The sequence below is a fragment of the Euryhalocaulis sp. genome (assembly GCF_013911995.1).
Classification (GTDB): Bacteria; Pseudomonadota; Alphaproteobacteria; order Caulobacterales; family Maricaulaceae; genus Euryhalocaulis; species Euryhalocaulis caribicus.
Genome location: NZ_JACESD010000082.1, coordinates 1 through 5,631 on the forward strand (window position 1 = coordinate 1; position 5,631 = coordinate 5,631).

Below are 5,631 nucleotides of genomic sequence, written 5' to 3' on the forward strand. Positions count from 1 at the left end.
GTTATATTATGTAAACCGGGTTTCGGACCCCGGCTCAGACGCAGGCCTGAAGCATCACGGCCAGACGCTCTTTCAACCGGGCGCGGAATAAGTGCGGCTAAAGCGAGACGGGTAACAAGACCGTTTGCGTATCTGCGTCTGCAAGTTTCCCGATTTTTCGCTCATCGGCGTCCGCGCTCCTTCCGCGAGAAGCGTTAGAGAGCGAAGCCGATGGCCTTCCAGGAAAACTGTTTAGCCGAGACTCCGGACGATCCCGTCTGGGAGCCGGCGTTTGAGGCGCGCGACCTGAACGCCAGCGTGCGTCTCGGCGGCCGCATGGTGGAAATCTCCGGTCATGTTTGCGGTCCCGCCGGGGCGCCCGTGGTGGTCGCGATGGGCGGCATTTCAGCCCATCGCTTCGCCGCGGACCATGACGGCGCGAAAGGCTGGTGGCGGGATCAGGCCGGGCCGGGGCGGGCGATCGATACGGATCGCGTCCGCCTGCTGACTTTCGATTATCCGGGCGAGGCGGTTTCGCCCTTTCCTTCAACACATGATCAGGCGCGCGCCGTGCTGGCGCTGCTGGATGAGCTGGGGGCGAACCATGCGCGGGTAATCGGCGCATCCTATGGCGGCATGGTCGCGCTGGCGCTGGCCGGGCTGGCCCCGGCGCGGATCGAATCCGCGCTGGTTATCAGCGCGGCGGACCGGTCGCCGGCCATGGCCAAGGCCTGGCGCTCCATCCAGCGGGAGACGGTGGCGCTGGGACTGAGGCTGGGCGATGGCGCGGCGGGGCTGGATCTGGCCCGGCGCCTGGCCATGACGACCTACCGCACGCCGGACGAGTTCGAATCCCGCTTTGGGCGGGAGGGCGCGGAGTGCGTGGAGTCGTATCTGGCCGCACGCGGGTCGGCCTATGCGGACACCGTGTCGCCGGAACGCTTTCTGGCCCTGTCGCAATCGCTGGACGCCCACCGGGTGGAGGTTTGCGGGCTGGTCTGCCCCGTCACCTATGTGGCGGTGCGCGAGGACCGGCTGGCGCCCCCGGAACAGATCCGCGCCGCCGCGCGCGCCACGCCGCGCGGGGCCTATCACGAATTCAGTTCGCTCTACGGCCATGACGCCTTCCTGAAGGAAGCGGCGGCCATCTCTTTCTGTATCGAAACCTTCCTGACCACGGAGACAGCCTAGATGACGACGCAATGGAAACCCGACACGCACGCCGCCGCGCATGGCATCGGCAAGGACCCCACATTCCGGTCCGTCTCGCCGCCGCTCTACCTGTCGGCTAATTACGCCTGGCCCTCGGCGCATGAGAAACCGGCGCTGGATTACAGCCGGACAAACAATCCCAGCCGCAACAATCTGGAGGCGGCGCTGTGCGAACTGGAAGGCGCGGCGCGATGTATCGTGACGTCTTCGGGCATGTCCGCGGTCAATCTGCTGCTCTGCCTGCTGGAGCCGGGGGACCGGGTGCTGGCCCCGCATGACTGCTATGGCGGCACGTACCGCCTGCTGAACTCGCGGGTGGAGCAGGGCTGGTTCGAAGTCGACTTCGTCGACCAGAATGACGAGCAGGCATATCAGGCCGCGCTGGCCCGCAAGCCGAAAATCGTTTTCATCGAAACGCCCAGCAATCCGCTGCTGCGGCTGGTGGATGTCCGGAAGGCCGCCGCGGAAGCGAAAGCGGCGGGCGCGATTGTCGCTGCCGACAACACCTTCTTGTCGCCAGCGCGTCAGCAGCCCCTGAGCCTTGGATGCGACGTGGTGTTTCACTCCACGACCAAATTCATAAACGGCCACAGCGACGTGGTCGGCGGGGCGGTGCTGACCGCCGATGAGGCGCTGGGCGAGAGCCTGGCCTGGTGGGCCAATAATATCGGCGCGACGGGCGCGCCGTTTGACAGCTTCCTGACATTGCGCGGCCTGCGCACGCTGTTCGCCCGCATCGACCGGCAGGAAGCCACGGCCCAGACCATCGCCCACACGCTGTCCGACGATCCGCGGATTTCACGCATCCATTATCCGGGTCTGGAAACCCATCCCGGTTACGAGATCGCGCAACGTCAACAGAGCGGGCCGGGCTCGCTGATGAGTTTCGAGCTGTCGCCGGATCTGGATGTCGGCGCGTTCATTCAGGCGCTGGAACTGTTCACGCTGGCGCCGTCGCTGGGCGGGTTCGAGAGCCTCATCTGCCTGCCCGCCGCGATGGTGCATGGCGGCATGTCCGCCGAAGCGCGCGCGACGGCCGGTCTCGGCGACACGCTGGTCCGGGTTTCGGTCGGGCTGGAGCATCCGGAAGACCTGTTGAACGATCTTCACGCGGCGCTGGCGCAGGTGGAGCGCAAGGCGGCCTAGAGTTCGTCCTGGAGATCGGAAAAGCGCGCCGCTTCCTCCTGCAGCCAGTCTGCAAAGCGGCGCGCGGTTTCCGAAAGACGGTCCGTGGCGCGGGAGACGAGGAAATAGGCCGTGGGCGCGGCCATGTCGCCATCCGGGAAGAGCGGCGTCAGCGCGCCGGAGCGCATCTCGGCCTCGGCCAGCGTGCGGCGGGCCAGCGCCACGCCGCCGCTTGCGGCGGCCAGCGCAAGCGCCGGGCCCGCGCCCGTAACGCGGTCGCCGCTCTGTGAATCCACGGCATAGGCGCCGCGCGAGGCCAGCCATGCGCGCCAGCCGGGGCCGCGCTCGCCCTCCGGGGAAACGTCGTGGATCAGGATGGCCCGGTCGAGGCCCGCCGCGTCCAGGATGTCCGCGGCCGCCGCGCTGTTGGCGAGCGGGGTCAGCGTCTCGCCCATGAGGCGCTGTGCGCGGAATCCGGGCGGCGGTTCGGCGGCATAGAGAATGGCGATGTCGGCGGCGCCGTCCTCCAGCGCCTGCGCCGGGTTGTCCGTGGTCAGGGTGAGGGTCAGCGGGCCGTGCCGGCCGCGGAACCGGGGCAAGCGCGGGGCCAGCCAGCGTTCGCTGAAATCGGCCGGGGCGGCGAGATTGAGCGCGGCGCCGGAAGGCGGGGAGCGCATGGCTGTGCTGGCCTCTCCCATCAGCTCCATCGCCCGGCTCAAGCGCTCCAGACCCGCCGCACCGGTATCGGTCAGGCGCAGGGACCGACCCTCCCGCTCGAACAATGTGACGCCAAGAATCTCCTCGAGATGACGCACCTGCTGACCGACAGCGGCGGGGGTGACGCTCAGCTCCTCGGCGGCCGCCGAAAAGCCGCCGCAGCGGGCGGCGGCTTCGAAGGCGCGCAAGGCGTTCAGCGGGGGAAGGGCGCTCATTTCAATATAATAGAAAATCTATTATGAAACACAAGAAAACATAGTTTGAGGAAAGCAATAATTTCCTGCCACATGGCGCGGCTAATTGAGGAGGTCCGTCATGGATCAGTTCATGCCCGCCCTGCCCCTGAAGGGGGCCAAAATCGTGATCGTCGGCGGCGGCGAGGCTGCGGAGAACAAGCTGCGCCTGTTCCGCGCCGCGCCCTGCGCCGTGGTCTGGCATACGCTGGGCGGCGAGGGTCGTTTGCCGGCCGGGATGCAGTCCGACGTGACGCTGAACGCCAGCCCGCGCGTGCCGCCCGCGGCATTCGATGGCGCGGCGCTGGTCTTCATTGCGGTGGAGGAAACCCGTCTCGCCGCCCGGCTGGCGCGGCGCGCCAAGCGGGCGGGGGCGCTGGTCAATGTCGTCGACCGCACCGATCTCTGCGATTTCTACACGCCTGCGGTGATCGACCGGGGCGCGGTGACGGTGGCGTTTTCCACTGGCGGCGCCGCGCCGGTCCTGGCGCGCGACCTGCGCTCCGCCGTCGAGGGCGTGGTGCCGCCGGGGGCGGGCATTCTCGCGGAAGCGGCGAATGATCTGCGCGATTCCGTGAAGAAGGTGATCGATGATTTCGAGAAGCGGCGTGAATTCTGGGTCAGCGCCCTGCGCGGTCCCGCCGCCATCGCCGCGGACAAGGGCGACGCGCCGGGAACGCGCCGGGCGCTTTTGCAGAGCCTGGATACGTTCCGGGGCGCCGCGCCGGAGAAAACCGGCGTGGTGCATCTGGTCGGCGCCGGGCCGGGCGATCCGGAGCTTCTGACGGTCAAGGCCGCGCGGCTGATCCGCGACGCGGACGTGATTGTCCATGACCGGCTGGTCAGCCCGGAGGTCATCGACCGGGCGCGGCGCGATGCGCATCGCATCGATGTCGGCAAGTCACGGGGAACCCACCCCGTGCCGCAGGAGCGGATCAACGAAATTCTGATCGAACAGGCCCGGCAGGGGCGCAATGTGGTCCGGCTGAAGGGTGGCGACGCCTTCATTTTCGGGCGCGGCGGCGAGGAGCTGGAAGCTCTTCGCGAGGCGGGTATCGAGGCGCATGTGACGCCCGGAATTTCCGCCGCTTTGGCCTGCGCCGCTTCGGCGCAGACGCCGCTGACGCACCGGGACTCGGCGCAGGCGGTGAGCTTCGTCACCGGTCAGCCGAAGAAGGGCGGGCAGGCCGTGGATTACACGGCGCTGAGCGCCGCCAATCATACGGTGGTCGTCTATATGGGCGTCGGCACGGCGGCGGAGACCGCGGCGGCGATGATCGAGGCGGGCCGCGATCCGGCGACCCCGGTCGCCCTGATCGAGAATGGAACGCGCGCCGATGAGCGCATCCTGACCGGAACGCTGTCCGGGCTGGGCGAGCTGGTGACGCGGGAGGCCGTGAAAGGTCCGGCTGTCATCATTGTCGGCGAGGTTGCGCGCCATGCCCGCACGTCTTCCGGCGAGCTTCGGGCGCTGGCCGCGCAAGCTGAGCGGAGCGCGGCATGAAGGCCATCACGGCAAACCGTCTGGAGGATGGCCGCGTCGTCTATCGGGACGCTAAAGGCGGCTGGACGCAGCATTTCGAGGACGCCGCGCGCTATAGCGACGACGCTCTGGAAAACGCGCTCGAAGCCGCGCTGGCGGAAGAAGGCGCGGTCGTTGGCCCTTACGCCATCGATGTCGAAGGCGCGGCGCTGAGCGGCGCGAAGCTGCGGCGGGAATCCATCCGCCTGTTCGGGCCGACGGCGGGATCCACGCGCGAGGCGGCGAAACAGGGAGCCGATCATGTACAGATATGACGAGATCGACGACACGCTGGTGCGCGAGCGGGTGGAGGAGTTTCGCGGTCAGGTGGCGGCGCGCATCAAGGGCGATCTGACCGAAGACCAGTTCAAGCCGCTGCGCCTGATGAACGGGGTCTATCTGCAACTGCACGCCTATATGCTGCGCGTGGCGGTCCCCTATGGGGTCCTGAGCTCGGACCAGTTGCGGATGCTGGCGCATGTCGCGCGCACCTATGACCGGGGCTACGGCCATTTCACGACGCGCCAGAACATCCAGTATAACTGGCCGCGCCTGGTCGATATTCCGGAAATTCTGGATCAGTTGGCGAGCGTGGAAATGCACGCCATCCAGACATCCGGAAACTGCATCCGCAACACCACGACGGACCCGTTCGCCGGGGCGGCCGCTGACGAGGTTTCAGACCCGCGCCCGTGGTGCGAGCTGATCCGGCAATGGTCGACGCTGCACCCGGAATTCACTTACCTGCCGCGCAAATTCAAGATCGCGGTGACCGGCGCGGAGGCTGACCGCGCCGCCATTGGCGTTCACGATATCGGTCTGCGTCTGGTCGCGGGCGATAAC

6 protein-coding genes are annotated in these 5,631 nt (G+C 67.6%); 5 read left to right on the plus strand and 1 reads right to left on the minus strand.

All coding sequences use genetic code 11. The features are described from left to right. Positions 1-210 precede the first annotated feature (210 nt). Positions 211-1,170, plus strand: coding sequence for a homoserine O-succinyltransferase MetX (gene metX / locus H2040_RS14185; RefSeq protein ID WP_287158246.1), 960 nt, complete (start codon positions 211-213; stop codon positions 1,168-1,170). Beyond that, positions 1,171-2,337: a cystathionine gamma-synthase gene (metB, locus tag H2040_RS14190; RefSeq protein ID WP_287158247.1), complete on the plus strand. Its 1,167-nt coding sequence runs from the start codon at positions 1,171-1,173 to the stop codon at positions 2,335-2,337. It begins immediately after the preceding gene. On the opposite strand, the gene H2040_RS14195 is transcribed toward metB, so the two are convergent. Next, complete coding sequence (locus H2040_RS14195; RefSeq protein ID WP_287158248.1) at positions 2,334-3,248, minus strand: LysR substrate-binding domain-containing protein; 915 nt, start codon at positions 3,246-3,248, stop codon at positions 2,334-2,336. The two genes, metB and H2040_RS14195, sit on opposite strands and share 4 nt — an antisense overlap. Before the next feature lie 100 nt (positions 3,249-3,348). Between H2040_RS14195 and cysG the strand changes: the two genes are divergently transcribed. The 3 genes from cysG to H2040_RS14210 form a co-directional block, all read left to right on the plus strand. Beyond that, positions 3,349-4,770, plus strand: coding sequence for a siroheme synthase CysG (gene cysG, locus H2040_RS14200; RefSeq protein ID WP_287158249.1), 1,422 nt, complete (start codon positions 3,349-3,351; stop codon positions 4,768-4,770). After that, entirely contained in the window at positions 4,767-5,063 is a 297-nt protein-coding gene (locus tag H2040_RS14205; protein WP_287158250.1) for a DUF2849 domain-containing protein, read from the plus strand. The genes cysG and H2040_RS14205 overlap by 4 nt, the downstream gene beginning before the upstream one ends. Next, positions 5,050-5,631, plus strand: a 582-nt coding sequence (locus tag H2040_RS14210) for a nitrite/sulfite reductase (protein ID WP_287158251.1), incomplete at its 3' end; no start/stop codon positions are given. The genes H2040_RS14205 and H2040_RS14210, both read left to right, overlap by 14 nt.